Annotated in this window: 14 protein-coding genes; 4 read left to right on the top strand and 10 right to left on the bottom strand. The window is 70.4% G+C overall.

The window, feature by feature from the left end; all coding sequences use genetic code 11:
• Positions 1 to 5: 5 nt before the first annotated feature.
• The 7 genes from KHC24_RS11250 to KHC24_RS11220 form a co-directional block, all read right to left on the bottom strand.
• A complete protein-coding gene (locus KHC24_RS11250; RefSeq protein ID WP_213363373.1) occupies positions 6 to 1,085 on the bottom strand; it encodes an ABC transporter ATP-binding protein in 1,080 nt (359 codons plus the stop codon).
• Between the two features lie 79 nt (positions 1,086 to 1,164).
• Complete coding sequence (scpB, locus tag KHC24_RS11245; RefSeq protein ID WP_373878565.1) at positions 1,165 to 1,863, bottom strand: SMC-Scp complex subunit ScpB; 699 nt, start codon at positions 1,861 to 1,863, stop codon at positions 1,165 to 1,167.
• Positions 1,860 to 2,669: a segregation and condensation protein A gene (locus tag KHC24_RS11240; protein ID WP_213363372.1), complete on the bottom strand. Its 810-nt coding sequence runs from the start codon at positions 2,667 to 2,669 to the stop codon at positions 1,860 to 1,862. Before KHC24_RS11240 ends, scpB begins: the two co-directional genes overlap by 4 nt.
• 32 nt (positions 2,670 to 2,701) lie before the next feature.
• Positions 2,702 to 3,718 carry a beta-N-acetylhexosaminidase gene (gene nagZ / locus KHC24_RS11235; RefSeq protein ID WP_213363371.1) on the bottom strand — a complete coding sequence of 339 codons (1,017 nt, stop codon included), beginning with the start codon at positions 3,716 to 3,718 and terminating at the stop codon, positions 2,702 to 2,704.
• 17 nt (positions 3,719 to 3,735) lie between these two features.
• Positions 3,736 to 5,436, bottom strand: a complete 1,701-nt coding sequence (locus KHC24_RS11230) for an SPOR domain-containing protein (protein WP_246546711.1) — start codon at positions 5,434 to 5,436, stop codon at positions 3,736 to 3,738.
• 199 nt (positions 5,437 to 5,635) lie between these two features.
• Entirely contained in the window at positions 5,636 to 7,402 is a 1,767-nt protein-coding gene (gene argS / locus KHC24_RS11225; RefSeq protein ID WP_213363369.1) for an arginine--tRNA ligase, read from the bottom strand.
• A 475-nt stretch (positions 7,403 to 7,877) separates the two neighbouring features.
• On the bottom strand, positions 7,878 to 9,056 hold the full coding sequence (locus tag KHC24_RS11220; protein ID WP_213363368.1) for a deoxyguanosinetriphosphate triphosphohydrolase: 1,179 nt from the start codon (positions 9,054 to 9,056) through the stop codon (positions 7,878 to 7,880).
• Between the two features lie 108 nt (positions 9,057 to 9,164).
• On the opposite strand from KHC24_RS11220, the gene erpA reads away from it, so the two are divergent.
• Together erpA and KHC24_RS11210 are read left to right on the top strand one after the other, a co-directional pair.
• Entirely contained in the window at positions 9,165 to 9,533 is a 369-nt protein-coding gene (gene erpA / locus KHC24_RS11215) for an iron-sulfur cluster insertion protein ErpA (RefSeq protein WP_213363367.1), read from the top strand.
• Complete coding sequence (locus tag KHC24_RS11210; RefSeq protein ID WP_213363366.1) at positions 9,533 to 10,303, top strand: 5'-methylthioadenosine/adenosylhomocysteine nucleosidase; 771 nt, start codon at positions 9,533 to 9,535, stop codon at positions 10,301 to 10,303. The genes erpA and KHC24_RS11210 overlap by 1 nt, the downstream gene beginning before the upstream one ends.
• 13 nt (positions 10,304 to 10,316) lie before the next feature.
• On the opposite strand, the gene KHC24_RS11205 is transcribed toward KHC24_RS11210, so the two are convergent.
• Positions 10,317 to 10,484 carry a hypothetical protein gene (locus tag KHC24_RS11205; protein WP_213363365.1) on the bottom strand — a complete coding sequence of 56 codons (168 nt, stop codon included), beginning with the start codon at positions 10,482 to 10,484 and terminating at the stop codon, positions 10,317 to 10,319.
• Positions 10,485 to 10,682: 198 nt separating this feature from the next.
• Here KHC24_RS11205 and KHC24_RS25420 point away from each other — a divergent pair, with 198 nt between their 5' ends.
• Both KHC24_RS25420 and xth read left to right on the top strand, forming a co-directional pair.
• Entirely contained in the window at positions 10,683 to 10,817 is a 135-nt protein-coding gene (locus KHC24_RS25420; RefSeq protein ID WP_271180552.1) for a hypothetical protein, read from the top strand.
• A 96-nt stretch (positions 10,818 to 10,913) separates the two neighbouring features.
• Complete coding sequence (xth, locus tag KHC24_RS11200; RefSeq protein ID WP_213363364.1) at positions 10,914 to 11,705, top strand: exodeoxyribonuclease III; 792 nt, start codon at positions 10,914 to 10,916, stop codon at positions 11,703 to 11,705.
• A gap of 102 nt (positions 11,706 to 11,807) precedes the next feature.
• On the opposite strand, the gene KHC24_RS11195 is transcribed toward xth, so the two are convergent.
• Together KHC24_RS11195 and ilvD are read right to left on the bottom strand one after the other, a co-directional pair.
• Positions 11,808 to 12,641 carry a tetratricopeptide repeat protein gene (locus KHC24_RS11195; RefSeq protein ID WP_213363363.1) on the bottom strand — a complete coding sequence of 278 codons (834 nt, stop codon included), beginning with the start codon at positions 12,639 to 12,641 and terminating at the stop codon, positions 11,808 to 11,810.
• Positions 12,628 to 14,355, bottom strand: coding sequence for a dihydroxy-acid dehydratase (gene ilvD / locus KHC24_RS11190; protein ID WP_213363362.1), 1,728 nt, complete (start codon positions 14,353 to 14,355; stop codon positions 12,628 to 12,630). Before ilvD ends, KHC24_RS11195 begins: the two co-directional genes overlap by 14 nt.
• Between the last annotated feature and the right edge of the window lie 96 nt (positions 14,356 to 14,451).

Here is a 14,451-nt window from a genome sequence, read left to right as displayed (position 1 = left end):
GTCATCTAAGGTCCGGTCGCGGCGAAAACAAGAACTTCGGCGATGTCGATGTGCACGCCGACGTTCTGGCCGGCGGCCAGCCCGGCCGTCGCGCGCCGCCGCACCACCAGCGGCCGGTCGATTCCCTGCACCGCCACCTCGTACATGTCGAGCTCGCCGAGGAAGCGATGCTCCATCACCCGGCCGGCAATGCCCGAGCCCGGCGCCCGCATCTCGATACCCTGCGGACGGATCGCCGCCACTGCCCGCTCGCCCTCGCGCAGCGCCGGCGCCGGGAAGCTGCCGAGCGGCGTATGGATTCGCCCGCCGGCGACCTTGCCGCTCACCTCGTTGATTTCGCAGAAGAAACGCGCCGCCGACAGGTCGCAGGGGCTACGGTACAGCATCTCCGGCGTGCCGAGTTGCACCAGCCGTCCGGCCCGCATCAGCGCGATGCGGTCGCCCATGCGCATCGCCTCCTCCGGGTCATGGGTAACGATGACGCAGGTCGCCCCGGCGTCGCGCACCACGTCGAGGGTCTCGGCGCGCACGCTGCCGCGCAGACGGCTGTCGAGACCGGAGAACGGCTCGTCCATCAGCAGGATTCCCGGCCGGGTCACAAGTGCGCGTGCGAGCGCCACGCGCTGCTGTTCGCCGCCGGAAAGCGCGTGCGGGTAGTCGGCGGCATAGCGGCCGAGTCGCATCCGCTCCAGCGCCCGGCCGGCCTCGGCCAGCGCCTCGGCCCTGGTCAGCGCCTTCAGGCCGAAGGCGACATTGTCGAGATTGCTCAGATGCGGAAACAGCGCATAATCCTGGAAGACCAGGCCGATCTGCCGCTTCTCCGGCGGCACGAACGCCTCCGGCCCGGCCACCACCTGCCGGTCGAGCAGGATGCGCCCGGCGCTCGGCCGCTCGATGCCGGCGATCAGGCGCAGCAGCGTGGTCTTGCCGCAGCCGGAGGGGCCGAGCAGGCAGACGATCTCGCCGGGCTCGATGGTGAGGTCGATGCCATCGGCGGCATTGGTGGCGCCATAGCTGTGATGCACCCCCTCGAGGATCAGCCGGCTCGCCAGCGAGACCGGGGTGCGGGTCGGCACGTCGTCCATTCGCGTCCTTGGTCCCTGTCGCGGGCCCTCGAGCCCAGCCCTGAGCCTCAGATTTGAGCCTCGGCTTCAGCCTTGAGCCCTATCCCTCGTCCTCGCGTTCGTCCTCCGGCACCTCGTCCATCGCCTCCGGCTCCGGCGCGAGGCCGAAATCGAGCTCCGGCTCCAGCGGATCCTCGTCATCCGCCAGCGAGATATCGTCACTCGGCAGCGGCACGGTTAGTCCGGCGGTGACGCGCGCGTCAACAAATCCGGCGCCCTTCAATTCCTCCAGCCCCGGCAGGTCCTGGATCGCCTCCAGCCCGAAATGCACCAGGAAGGCGTCGGTGGTGCCGTAGGTCACCGGCCGTCCGGGGCTGCGTCGGCGTCCGCGCATGCGCGCCCAGCCGGCTTCGAGCAGCACGTCGAGCGTGCCCTTGCTGGTGGAGACGCCGCGCACCTCCTCGATCTCCGCCCGCGTCACCGGCTGGTGGTAGGCGATGATCGCCAGCGTCTCCAGCGCTGCGCGCGACAGCTTGCGCGGCTCCGGCTTGTCGCGGGCGAGCAGGAAGCCGAGGTCCGGCGCGGTGCGCAGCATCCATTTGCCCGCCACCCGCACCAGATTGACGCCGCGCCCGGCATAATCAGCGGCCAGTTGCGCCAGCAGCCGCTGCAGGTCAGTTCCCTCCGGCAGCCGCGCGGCCAGCACCGCCTCGTCGAGCGGCTCGCCGGCGGCGAACAGCATCGCTTCGATGAGGCGCAGATGCACGTCGCGCTCCGGTACGCCGGCGGCTCCGCTCACTGCGCCGGCCCCGGCTCTGCGTCCCCGCGGCGGCGGAGATAGATCGGCGCGAAAGCCTCGCTCTGCTGCACGTCGATCAGCCCCTCGCGCACCATTTCCAGGCTGGCGGAGAAGCTGGAGGCGAGCATGGTCGCCCGCATCTTCGGATCGACGAACCAGTCGATCAGCAGGCCGTCGAGCCGCGACCATTCGCCGGCGGGATGCAGTCGGCCGATCAGCCGCTCCAGCCGCTCGCGCGCCTCGGCGAGCGGGATCACGTTGCGCGGCGCGAAGCGCACCTGCGACAGCGCCATCTTCTGCCGCTGGGCGCCATAGGCGGCGAGCAGGTCGTACAGCGTCGCCTCATAGACCGGCCGTGCCCCGCCGGTCAGCGGCTCCGGCGCGCCGCGGGCGAACACCTCGTGGCCGATGCGGTCGCGGGTGGCGAGATGCGCGGCGGCGGCGCGGATGCGCTCCAGCCGCTCCAGCCGCGCGGTGAGGTCCTGCGCCAGGTCGGCGGCGCTGGGCCCTTCCTGCTTCGGCGGTTCCGGCAGCAGCAGCCGCGACTTCAGGAAGGCGAGCCACGCCGCCATGACGAGATAGTCTGCCGCCAGCTCCAGCCGCACCCGCCGCGCCGCCTCGACGAAGCGCAGATATTGCTCGGCGAGTTCGAGGATGGAGATGCGCGCGAGGTCGACCTTCTGCGTCCGGGCCAGCGCCAGCAGCAGGTCGAGCGGCCCCTCGAAGCCGTCGACATCGACCACGAGCGTGCCCTCGCCCGGCGTGCGGGCGTCGTCCGCCTCGAAGGCGAGAGGGCTGGGTTCCATGGCGGTCGTCGGCTTGCGGTTCGGGGCGGCGTTCAGGATGCCGCGATCATACCCGAAAACGCCGCGGAATCCGCAACCGCCGCCATCGCGGCGGCATCGGGGCGCCAGGACAGCGCCGCCGCGCAGCGCCTTGCCGCCGCGCCGGCCAGCAGCGGGGTATGCGCCGCCACCTCGGCCATCTCCGCCATGCTGCCGTTGCAGTGGAGCGCGAGATCGCAGCCGGCGGCGAAGGAGGCGGCCGCCCGCTCGGCCAGCGAGCCCGACAGCGCGCCCATGGAAAGGTCGTCGCTCATCAGCGCGCCGTCGAAGCCGATGAAGCCGCGGATCACCTCGTCGATCACCTTTCGCGAGGTGGTCGCCGGCGCCGCGGCGTCGATGGCGGTGTAGACCACATGCGCGGTCATGCCGAGCGGCAGGTCTTTGAGCCGGCGGAACGCCTCGAAATCGGTGGCCTCCAGCTCCGCGCGGGAGGTATCGACCACCGGCAGGCTCTCATGGCTGTCGGCGCGGGCGCGACCATGGCCTGGAATGTGCTTGAGCACCGGCAGCACGCCGCGCGCGCCCATGCCCTCGGCCACGGCGCGGGCCAGCCGCGCCACCTGCGCCGGCTCGGCGCCATAGGCGCGGTCGCCGATGATGCCGTGGCCTTCCGGCAGGCGCAGATCGGCGCAGGGCACGCAGTCCACATTGATGCCGAGCGCCGCGAGGTCGTCCGCCATCACTCGCGCATTGGCCCGCGCCGCGTCCTCGGCAGCAGCGTCGCCCGCCTCGGCCAGCGCGGCGAAGCGCCCGGCCGGCAGATAGGCCGGCCAGTGCGGCGGGCCGAGCCGCTGCACCCGCCCGCCCTCCTGGTCGATCAGCACCGGCGCATCGGGCCGGCCGACCACGGCGCGGAAGGCGGCGACCAGCGCCGCCACCTGCGCCGGCGTCTCGACATTGCGGCGGAACAGGATCAGCCCCCACGGCGCCGCTTCCGCGAAGAAGCGGCGCTCGTCGGCGGTGAGCACGAGGCCGGCGCAGCCGGCGATGAAGGCGCGGGAGACGGTCATGTCGGGCTACCCGGCCGTCAGATGCGCGAGACGAAGCAGTTGCCGCCCTGCGCCTTCAACTGCTCGCACAGATTCACCGCCTCGGTGCGGTTGGCGAACGAGCCGACCTGAGCGCGATAGGTGGTGCCGCCGGTGGTGGAGACGTCGCCGCGCCGCACCGCCGCCGGCTTGCCGGCCAGCAGGGAGGGGAAGCGCGACTGGGCGTTGCGCAACATGGCCTGCGCATCCGCCTCGCTCGGCAGCGAGCCGATCTGCACCACATAGGCGCCGCTGGCGGTCGGCGCGACATTCGCCGCCGCATTCAGCGTCTGCGCCACGTTCGCGGCCGGCGCGGCCTGCGCCGGGGCGGCGGCGACGCGGGTCGGCGGCAGCGGCACGTTCGGCACGATGGACGGCGTGGCGGCGAGCGGCTGCGGATTGGTCGAGACCGGGCCGGGGGTGCCGGCGCTCAGCACCGCCGGCGCCGAGGCGGTCGGCTGCGGCGATTGCGGCGTCGCCGCGATGGCCGGCGCCGGCGTCGGGGCGGGATCACCCTCGACGATGCTGCCATCGGCGCGCACGGTCAGGGTGCGCACCCGCTTCGGCTCGGTGCCGGAAGCGGCGGTGGCGATCGGCGTGCCGGGGCTCGGCGCCGGGGCGATGACGCGCGGCTGCGGCTGCGCCGCCTGCGACATGTCGACCGGCTGCTCCTCGCTGGAGACCACCTTCTCGCTGCCGGTCGAGCCGGTGCCGCCGACGCGGTCATAGATCAGCTTCTGGCCGTCGGTGGTCGCCTCTGCCGTCTTGGTCGGCTCAGGCACCACCTTGTTGGGCGATTGTTCGGCGCGGATCACCGGCGGCTGGCCGCCGGCGGTGGTGCCTTCACCGCCGCTGCGCAGCAGCGCATAGGCGCCGGCGCCACCGATCACCAGCACCACCAGCGCGGCGCCCGCCATCAGCAGGCGGCGACGGCTGCGGTGCGGCACCGCGGCGGCTTCGTGCCCGTACTCCTCGTCGCCGGCGGTGCCGTAACCATCGTCGTCGGTGGAGGAGCGGCCATAATCATAGACGTCGTCATCGCGGTCGAGGCCGAGATCGAAGGTGGTGTCGCGATCCACCGGCGCCGGGTTGGCGCGGCTCATCCAGCTCGGCGGCGGCGCGGCGGCCGGCTGCTCGAAGGCAGGTTCGGCGCGCACGGGTGCCCGCGGCGCCGGGGGCGGCTCGACGGGGCGGCGCGGATCGGGCATCGGCGCCCGGGTGGAGACCGGGGCCGGCGGGGGCGGCATCGGCGCACGCGGCGCGGCGGGAGGCGCAGCAAGGGGTGCCGCCGGGCGCGGCGCGGCGGCCGGCCGCGTTTCCCGCGCATAGGGATCGCTCGGATAAGGCTGGCGCGGGGCCGGATCGCGCGGGGCCGGATCGACGGAGGGACGCTCGGCGCGCGGGGCCGGGGCGGCGGCGCGCTGCGCTGATTCGGTATAGACCTCGGCGGCCAGCGCCGCGAAGGAGCCCGGCGACGGGCGCGGAGACGGGGCGGCCGCAGCCGGGGAAGACACCGTCGGCGCCGGCGCGCGCGGCGGCTGGGGCGCCGGCGAGGCCTGCGGACGCGGCGGCGCAGCCGGGGCTTGCGGACGCGGCGGCGCGGCTGGCTGCGGGCGCGGCGCGGCGCTGGCGGCAGGGCGCTGCGGCTGCCGGGGAACCTCGCGCATCAGTGCCGCGAACTCGTCCTCCTGCGCCATCATGCGCGCGAGTTCGGCAAGCGGATCAGCGGCGTTGGACCTTCCCTCGGCCGGGCGCGGGGCGGGCCCCGGCTCGCTCTGCCGATAACGTGAAGTGCCGTCGTTGACCATGTTAACCGGACCTGTTGGCTGCGTGCGAACACCCGCCGGCAGGACCGGAGGCGCACTTAGGACGAGCGGAGCGAGACCTTACGCAACGCGCTCACCGCATTTCTTCGGGAGCATCGACTCCGAGGATCGCAAGACCCGAAGCGATGATCAGCGCGACCGCGTGAACGAGTGCCAGCCGCGCATATGTTGACTTTCGATCATCTTCGATAATGAAGCGTAAATGTGGCGCGTCTTTGCCCCGATTCCACTGTGCGTGCAGGGCGCTGGCGAGGTCGTACAGATAGAAGGCCACCCGGTGCGGCTCGCGTGCCGAGGCTGCCTGCTCGATCAGCCGCGGCCAGGCGGCGATCAGCTTGGCGAGCGCCACTTCTCCTTCGTCGTCGAGCCGCGACAGCTCCGCCGAGGCGAACGCCGCCGGATCGGACGGCAGATCGGCGAAGGCTTCGCGGGCGTTGCGCAGGATCGAGCGCGCCCGTGCATGGGCGTACTGCACATAGAACACCGGGTTCTCGCGGCTCTGCTCCATCACCTTGGCGAGGTCGAAATCGAGCACCGCGTCGTTCTTGCGGTGGATCATCATGAAGCGCACCGCGTCGCGCCCGACTTCATCCACGACTTCACGCAACGTCACGAAGGTACCGGCCCGCTTCGACATCTTCACCGGCTCGCCATTGCGCAGCAGGCGCACCAGCTGGCAGATCTCGACGTCGAGGCTGCCCTCCCCGCCGGTCGCCGCCTTCACCGCCGCCTGCATCCGCTTGATGTAGCCGCCATGGTCGGCGCCCCACACGTCGATCATCTGCTTGAAGCCGCGATCGAACTTGTCCTTGTGGTAGGCGATGTCGGCGGCGAAGTAGGTATAGGTGCCGTCGGATTTCACCAGCGGCCGGTCGACGTCGTCGCCATATTCGGTGGCGCGGAACAGCGTCTGCTCGCGGTCCTCCCAGTCCTCCACCGGCGCGCCCTTGGGCGGCGGCAGGCGGCCGTCATAGACCAGGTCGCGGGCGCGCAAATCTTCCAGCAGCCGGTCGATGGTGCTGGAATTGCCGCCTTCCCGCGCATGCAGCGTCCGCTCGGAAAAGAACACGCCGTGGCGGATGTTCAGCGCCGCGAGGTCGCTGCGGATCATCTCCATCATCTCGTCGATGGCGATCTTGCGGACCAGCGGCAGCCAGTCCTCCTCGCTCTTGTCGAGGAGCGTCCTGCCGTACTTCACCACCAGGTCGCGCCCCACCGGCACCAGATAGTCGCCGGGATACAGCCCTTCGGGGATGGTGATCGCCTCGCCCAGCGCCTCGCGGTAGCGCAGGAACGCCGAGCGGGCGAGCACGTCCACCTGCACGCCGGCGTCGTTGATGTAATATTCCCGCGTCACCGCCCAGCCGGCGAAGGCGAGCAAATTGGCGAGCGCGTCGCCGAACACCGCGCCGCGGCAATGGCCGACATGCATCGGCCCGGTCGGGTTGGCCGAGACGTATTCGACATTCATCGCCTGCGCCCCGCCCATGCCGGAGCGGCCGAAATCGTCGCCCTGGATCAGCACGGCCTCGATCACCCGCGGCCAGAAGGCCGGCGCGAGCGCGATGTTGATGAAGCCCGGCCCGGCCACGTCGACCCGCTCGACATCCTTTACCGCCCGCAGCTTGTCGGCGAGCTTGTCGGCGAGCTCGCGCGGCTTGAGGCCCGCCTCCTTCGCCAGCACCATCGCCGCATTGGTGGCGAGGTCGCCATGGCTGGCGTCGCGCGGCGGCTCGACCACCACGCGTCGCGCGTCGATGCCTCCCGGCAGCACACCATCGGCAGCCAGCGCGTCGAGCGCGGCGCGGACATGATCGGCGAAGAGGGCATAGAGGTTCATGGCGGAAAGCTCCGAAACGGCCGGCCCGAAGGGGCGCGAGCCGGCTAGCGCGTTTCGGGGGGCAAGTCAAAAGACTCACTCACGGACAACGCCATTGTCGTGCAGGCCTCCCGCCCCACGCGACGTCATTCCCGGGCTCGGCCCGGGGATCCACGCCTTTGGCCGGACGCACCGAAGAGGTGGATGGCCGGGCCAAGCCATGACGTCGTGCGCGGGTCAAGCGAACCTGACCGCCCCATCGCCCCCCTCCCTCATGCCGAGGTGCAAGCGCCGCGCGCCCCAGCTGCCGCCTTCCTCGGAGCCCGCCCTTCTTTCCCTCTCCCCGTCGGGGAGAGGTGGCCCGCGAAGCGGGTCGGTGAGGGGAGACAACATTGGGAATCGAAGAGCCCCCCGCCCTGCCGAACGTGGCAACCGCCGCGTTCGGTGCGAGGAGAGGGAGAAAAGTGCCGCGAGGCGACGTACCGTAACGTAACGCTCACAAATTCGCGCTGTCGAACAGCCGGGCGTGCTCGGCCAGCGCGTAGCGGTCGGTCTGGCCGGCGATGAAGTCGGCGATGCGCCGCGCCCGTTCCTCCTCGGTGCGTCCGTCCATCCCGGCCCGCCATTCCACCGGCAGGGTGAAGCTGTCGGCCATGTAGCCGCCGAACAGGTCGCGCACCACCCGCCCGGCCGCATCCATCTCCGACATCACCCGCGGGTGCCGGTACATGCGCGGAAACAGGAAATCCTTGATCGCCCGCTCGCCCACCGCCCGCTCCGGCGAAAAGCCGACCAGCGCCCGGCCCAGCCGGCGCACGTCGTCGGCGCTGGCGGGGGCGAGTTCGGCGGCCCGCCGCCGCGTCTCGGCCACCGCATCGTCGATCAGCAGCGTGATCATCCGGCGGCCGACCTCATGCACCAGCCGCGAGCCGACGAGCCCCGGCCAGTCGGCGGCGATGCCGGCGATCACCTCCCCGACCAGCGGCAACGCGGCGAGTTCCTCCACCGTGAACATCCCCGCGCGCAGACCGTCGTCGAGGTCGTGCACGTCATAGGCGATGTCGTCGGCGATGGCGGCGACCTGCGCCTCGGCCGAAGGCCAGCTCCCCAGCCACAGATCCTGCGTCTCGACATGCTCGGCGATGGCATGCGGCAACGGTTTGCAGCCCGGCCCGGTCAGCGGCCCGTTATGCTTGACGATGCCCTCCAGCGTCTCCCAAGAGAGGTTCAGCCCGTCGAAGCCGGGGTAGCGGTTCTCCAGCCGCGTCACCACCCGCAGCGACTGGGCGTTGTGGTCGAAGCCGCCATAGCTCGCCATGCAGGCGTGGAGCACCCGCTCGCCGGCATGGGCGAAGGGCGGGTGGCCGAGGTCGTGCGCCAGCGCCAGCGCCTCGGCGAGGTCCTCGTCGAGCCCCAGCGCGCGGGCGATCGAGCGCGCCACCTGCACCACCTCCAGCGTGTGGGTCAGCCGGGTGCGGTAGTGGTCGCCCTCGTGATAGGTGAACACCTGCGTCTTGTAGGCGAGCCGGCGGAAGGCGCTGGAATGGATGATGCGGTCGGCGTCGCGGCGGAAGGCGCTGCGCGAGCCGCCCGGCGGCTCCGCGACCAGGCGGCCGCGGCTTTCCTCGGCGCGGGCGGCCCAGTCGGCCCGTGGCTCGGCGGCGGCGAGCGCCATGCGCGGGTCTCCTCTGCGCGATCACCCCTTTGACTCGGCGGCGTCCGCACTTAACTATTCAGGCAGTCATGTTCAACTCCGCCGATCCAACATACGAAGGCCGCCCCGATGGCTGACGCCTCACTCGTTCCCTCTGCCGAAGACGTTGTGGCCACCAATGTGGCGGTCACCGCCAGCGCCGTCCGCCGCATCGCCGAGATCCTCGCCGCCGAACCGCCCGAGAGCATGCTCCGGGTCAGCGTCGAGGGCGGCGGCTGCTCGGGCTTCCAGTACAAGTTCGACATCACCCGCGAGAAGGCCGCCGACGACATCGTCATCGCGCGGGACGGTGCCACCGTCGTCGTCGATCCGGTGTCGCTGGAATATATGTCCGGCTCGCATATCGATTTCGTCGACGATCTGATCGGCGCCTCGTTCAAGATCAGCAATCCGCACGCCACCGCCTCCTGCGGCTGCGGCACCAGCTTCGCGCTCTGATGCCCCACGCCGGTGCGAGGCGTATCGGCGTGCTCTGCGCGCTGGAACAGGAAGTCGCCTATCTGCTCGACAATCTCGAGCACGCCGAGACCTTCGACGCCGCCGGCATGGCCTTTCATGCCGGCCGGCTCGATGGCGAGGCGGTGGTGCTGGCCAAGGCCGGCATGGGAAAGGTCAATGCCGCCATCGCCGCCACGCTGCTGATCGAGCGCTTCGGGGCCAGCGCGGTGGTGTTCTCCGGTGTCGCCGGCGGGCTCGACCCGGCGCTGTCGGTCGGCGACGTCGTCATTGCCGATCATGTGGTGCAGCACGACCACGGCTATGAGGGGCCGGGCGGCTTCGTGGTGTACCAGCACGGCCACCAGCCGTTCTTCAATCCGTTTGACGGTCTCGGCCTCGCCCTCGACGCCGCCCTCGCCGGCCGCATCGCCGCGGCGCTGGCGGATTACGAGCTCTCCCCTCTCTCCGTCACCGCCGAGGCCGGCGCCCGCGCGCCGCGCATCCATTTCGGCCGGGTGCTCACCGGCGACCAGTTCATCAACAACGAGGACGTGCGGGCGGCGCTGTTCCGCGATTTCGACGCCCGCGCGGTGGAGATGGAAGGCGCCGCCATGGCGCAGGTTTGCGCCGCCTTCGGCGTGCCCTGGGTGGTGATCCGCGCTTTATCCGATCTCGCCGGCCACTCGTCGCATTTCGACGTGCACCGCTTCCTCGACGAGGTGGCCCGCTCCGGCGCCCTCATCGTGCGGCGGCTGCTGCCGGTGCTCTAGCGGCCTCGCGCACTCACCGGCGGGCGGCGACCAGCCGCTCGGCCACGGCGCCGCCCAGCGCCGGCAGCACCGCGAACAGCAGCAACTGCGGCGTCCCGCTCAGCCCTAGTCCGGCAGACAGCGCCAGGGCCACGACCAGCCCGAGCGCTGCTCCCGCGATGTACGGCCCATAGCCTCGCACCTGCACCCTCCCGCCATTAGCCGCCTCCAGCCCACTCGGCGTCTCAGGCTAGGTGCGAGCCATGTCCGGGGCAACCGGGTGGCAGACGCATCCGGTCTTTACACTCTGCTTATGCGGCTGCTCCGTCTTCGCCATCGAAAGCTGACCCAGCGTCGCCCACATTGAAGACACGGCCGATCCCGGTCGATGGAGTCCAAGATGTTCCTCGCGACCCTGCGTTCCGTTCTGGCGCAGCTGTTCCAACGGCTCAACCGCCGGCTCACCGACGGCGCCTACCAGCACGGCCGTTATTGCGTCAGTGACGGCAAGATCCGGCGCCGCTCCCACGCCTAGGCCGCCCCCTTCCGGCCGCGCCGATTGCGCCGCGCCCGCCGAGCCGTCATGCTGCGCCCGATTCAAGACCCCGACGGAAAAGCGGATATCTCGCGCATGCGCATCGCTACCTGGAACGTCAATTCCGTCCGGCTGCGGCTCGACAACACCCTGGCCTGGCTCGCCGAGCGCAAGCCGGATGTCGTCTGCCTGCAGGAGATCAAGTGCCAGGACGACCAGTTCCCCCGCGAAGCCTTCGAGGCCGCCGGCTATAACGTCGCCGTGCACGGGCAGAAGGGCTTCAACGGCGTTGCCGTGCTCTCGCGCCTGCCGTTCGACGAGGTGACCAACGGCCTGCCCGGCGACGACGAGGATGTGCAGTCGCGCTTCATCGAGGTGGTGGTGTCGCGTCCCGGCGGCGGCGTGGTACGGATCTGCGGCATCTACCTGCCCAACGGCAACCCGCCCGACACCGAGAAATACCCCTACAAGCTCGCCTGGATGGCGCGGCTGAAGGCGCACATCGCAGCGCGGCTCGAACTGGAGGAGCCGCTGATCGTCGCCGGCGACTATAATGTCATTCCCGAGCCGGAGGATGCCGCCCATCCGGAAATGTGGGTGCGCGACGCGCTGTTCCTGCCGCGAACCCGCGCCGCCTTCCGCGCCATCGAGACGCTCGGCCTCACCGATGCGGTGCGGGCGGCCAGCGACGAAGCCGGGCTCTATACCTTCTGGGACTACCAGGCCGGGGCGTGGCAGAAGAACAACGGCATCCGCATCGACCACCTGCTGCTGTCCCCGCAGGCTGCCGACCTCCTCACCGGGGCCGGCATCGACAAGCATGTGCGCAGCTGGGAGAAGCCCTCCGACCATGTGCCGGTGTGGGCGGATTTCGACATCGCGGCGTGAGAGCCGGCTCTCCGGCCGGGGAGGATGGCGACGGGAGGCCAGCTGGGCGGGGTGCATACCCTCCCCGTCCGACCGGGTGATATCACCTGATCGGAAAAGGGCTTACTTCTCGACCTTCATATATTGCTCGAGATAGACCAGCGCCATGGCGCGCTCGTCCGGCGTGGCGCCGGCGAAGGCGTCGTCATAGAGGTCGACCACCCATTTGTCGTTCGGGCCGGCCGCGGCGTCGCGGGCGAGCGTCAGCCACATCAGGCCGCGCGCCGCCTGGCGGGGAACCCCCTCCTCGCCCTTGATCAGCAGCCCACCCAGCGCCGCCTGCGCCTGGTACTGGCCCTTATGCGCGGCAAGGCCCAGCCAGCGGGCAGCGAAGCGCGGGTCGCGATTGACGCCGACGCCGTCAATATAGAGCCGCGCCAGATGATACTGCGCCTCCGGGTCGCCGAAATACGACGCCGCATAGGCGAACATGTCGCGCGCCCGGTTGGGGTCGCGCCGCACCTTGCTGTTGGGAATGCCGGCCAGATAATAGCCGCCCAGCGCCACGAAGGCATCGGCGACGAAACGCGCCTGCGGCGTCGACGGGTTGTCGTCCGCATGCATGTTGGCGATCTGGGTGAAGTACTCGAACGCCTTGATGTCGTTGCGCTCGACGCCCTCGCCCTCGGCATACATGCGCCCGAGCTTCCATTGGGCGCCGGCATGGCCCTGGTCGGCGGCGTAGCGCAGGGATTCGATGCCCTTGTCGGTCTCGCCCGAGCGCAGCGCCTGGGTGCCGAAGCGCACCGCCTCGTCGAGCGGGCGCGGGGCCGCGATGGCCCCGTTCCCGGTATCGGTGGTGCCGTCGAAGGCATAGGCCCCCGACATCACCGCCGACAGCGGCATCAGCGCCGTCGCGAGGACGGCTATGAGAGCCAGACGGTCAAATATCCGCATAGCACGATGTCTCGGCCGCGCCGCCGGGATGGGTCACGGCGCCCAGACGGGCGGGTCCCACGGCCTGCGCGAACTTCCAGATGGCCCCCGAGCCAACAGTCGAAGGACGCGGCTGCCACTGCGCGCGGCGCGCGGTGATCTCCTCGTCCGAAAGAGCAACCTCGAGCCGCCCCTCGACGGCGTCGATGGTGATGATGTCGCCGTCGCGGATCAGCCCGATCGGCCCGCCGACCGCCGCCTCCGGCCCGACATGGCCGACACAGAAGCCGCGGGTGGCGCCGGAGAAGCGGCCATCGGTGATCAGCGCCACCTTGTCGCCCATGCCCTGGCCATACAGCGCCGCGGTGGTCGACAGCATCTCGCGCATGCCCGGACCGCCTTTCGGGCCCTCGTAGCGGATCACCAGCACTTCGCCTTCCTTGTAGGCGCGGTTGGTGACGGCTTCGAAACAGGCTTCCTCGCCGTCGAAGCAGCGCGCCGGGCCGGTGAATTTCAGGTTCTTCATCCCCGCCACCTTCACGATGGCGCCGTCCTCGGCGAGGTTGCCGGCAAGGCCGACCACGCCGCCGGTCGGGGTGATCGGGTTGTCGGCGGAGCGCACCACGTCCTGGTGCGGGTTCCACTTCACCGAAGCGAGGTTCTCGGCGATGGTGCGGCCGGTCACGGTCAGGCAGTCGCCGTGCAGATAGCCGTGGTCGAGCAGCGTCTTCATCAACAGCGGGATGCCGCCGGCCTCGAACATGTCCTTGGCGACATAGCGCCCGCCCGGCTTCAGATCGGCGATATAGGGGGTGCGCTTGAAGATCTCGGCGACGTCGAACAGGTCGAACTTGATGCCGGCCTCATGGGCGATGGCCGGCAGATGCAGGCCGGCATTGGTCGAGCCGCCGGAAGCCGCCACCACGGTGGCGGCGTTTTCCAGCGCCTTGAGGGTGACGATGTCGCGCGGGCGGATATTGCGGGCGATGAGGTCCATCACCTGCTCGCCGGCGGCCATGCAGAACTTGTCGCGGATCTCGTAGGGCGCCGGCGCGCCGGCCGAATAGGGCAAAGCCAGGCCGATCGCCTCGGAGACGGTGGCCATGGTGTTGGCGGTGAACTGCGCGCCACACGCTCCGGCGGAGGGGCACGCCACCTGCTCGAGCTCGTCGAGATCGTCGAGCGACATGCCGCCGACCGAATATTTGCCGACCGCCTCGAACAGGTCCTGCACGGTAACGGGCTGGCCGCGGAACGAGCCGGGCAGGATCGAGCCGCCATAGATGAAGATCGACGGCACGTTGAGCCGCACCATCGCCATCATCATGCCCGGCAGCGACTTGTCGCAGCCCGCCAAGCCGACCAGCGCGTCATAGGCATGGCCGCGAATGGTCAGCTCGACACTGTCGGCGATCACCTCGCGCGAGGCCAGCGAGGCCTTCATGCCGTCATGGCCCATGGCGATGCCATCGGTGACGGTAATGGTGCAGAATTCGCGCGGGGTACCGGCGGCGGCCGCAACGCCCTTCTTCACCGCCTGCGCCTGCCGCATCAGCGAGATGTTGCACGGCGCCGCCTCGTTCCAGCACGACGCCACGCCCACCAGCGGCTGGTGAATCTGCTCGCGGGTCAGGCCCATGGCGTAGAGATAGGAGCGGTGCGGGGCACGCGCCGGCCCTTCCGTAACGTGACGGCTGGGCAGGTTGCGTTTATCGATGAGCGTCTTGGCGTCCATTCTTCAGTACTTTCCCGGCGGATGCGGAATTCTGCAACACCGCATCCTTACGCACGACTATCCACTCTCTTCGGGTCGGATTTCGTGCCGGTTTGT

The sequence above is a fragment of the Ancylobacter defluvii genome (assembly GCF_018390605.1).
Taxonomy (GTDB): domain Bacteria; phylum Pseudomonadota; class Alphaproteobacteria; order Rhizobiales; family Xanthobacteraceae; genus Ancylobacter; species Ancylobacter defluvii.
The sequence above is the reverse complement of the archived record's forward strand: the minus strand, read 5'-3'. Positions and strand labels throughout refer to the sequence as shown.